The 706-nt window shown below is 75.6% G+C and carries 1 protein-coding gene; it reads left to right on the forward strand.

What is annotated here, in order from left to right; genetic code table 11:
• Positions 1-658: hypothetical protein (locus tag C1I97_RS38365; protein ID WP_258382953.1), on the forward strand; the 658-nt coding region annotated here is incomplete at its 5' end.
• Positions 659-706 lie beyond the last annotated feature (48 nt).

Genomic DNA, 706 nt, shown 5'->3' on the forward strand with positions numbered 1-706 from the left:
GGGCACCCCCGACCGGCCGTGGCAGCCCCGGCGCCCGTCCGACAGGGGCTCCTCCGACGGAGGCTCCTCCAGCGGGGACTCCTCCGGCGGCGGCTCCGACGGGTCGGGCCGGGGCGGTGGCCGGTCCACGTGGGGCAGCCAGTGGAGCGACCGCCAGCCGGGCCGCTCCTCCGGCGGCTTCGGCGAGCGACCGCAGCGGTCCGGCGGCCCGGAGGGCCCGGGCGGCGGCCAGGGCTCGGGCGGCGGCCAGGGCCCGGGCATGCGCTGGGACCCCACGGACCCCGTCCAGCGTCGCGCGCGGTACGCGCTGCTGTCCGGCATGTGGGCCTTCTTCTTCGCCCTGTTCAGCTGGTCGTACGTGGCCCTGCTGCTCGGCGCGCTGGCCCTGTACTGGGGCATCAGCTCCCTGCGCGCCAAGCCGCGCGGGCACGATCCCGACACCCCGGCGCCCACGGGCCGCCCGCAGACGACGGCCGCGATCAGCGGTCTGGTCACCGCGTCGCTGGCGCTTGTCGTGGTCGCCGTGCTCTTCACCGCGCAGCTGGTCTACCGGGACTACTACTCGTGCGTGCACGACTCCCTCACCAACCAGGCCAAGCAGTCCTGCGACCAGCATCTGCCCCCTGAGCTGCGGAAGGTTCTGGGGGACAACGGCTGACGGGAGCGCCTGGCACAGGGGGTTCCCGGGCGGGGGTCACTGCTTGGC

The sequence above is a fragment of the Streptomyces sp. NTH33 genome (assembly GCF_003236365.1).
Taxonomy (GTDB): Bacteria; Actinomycetota; Actinomycetes; order Streptomycetales; family Streptomycetaceae; genus Streptomyces.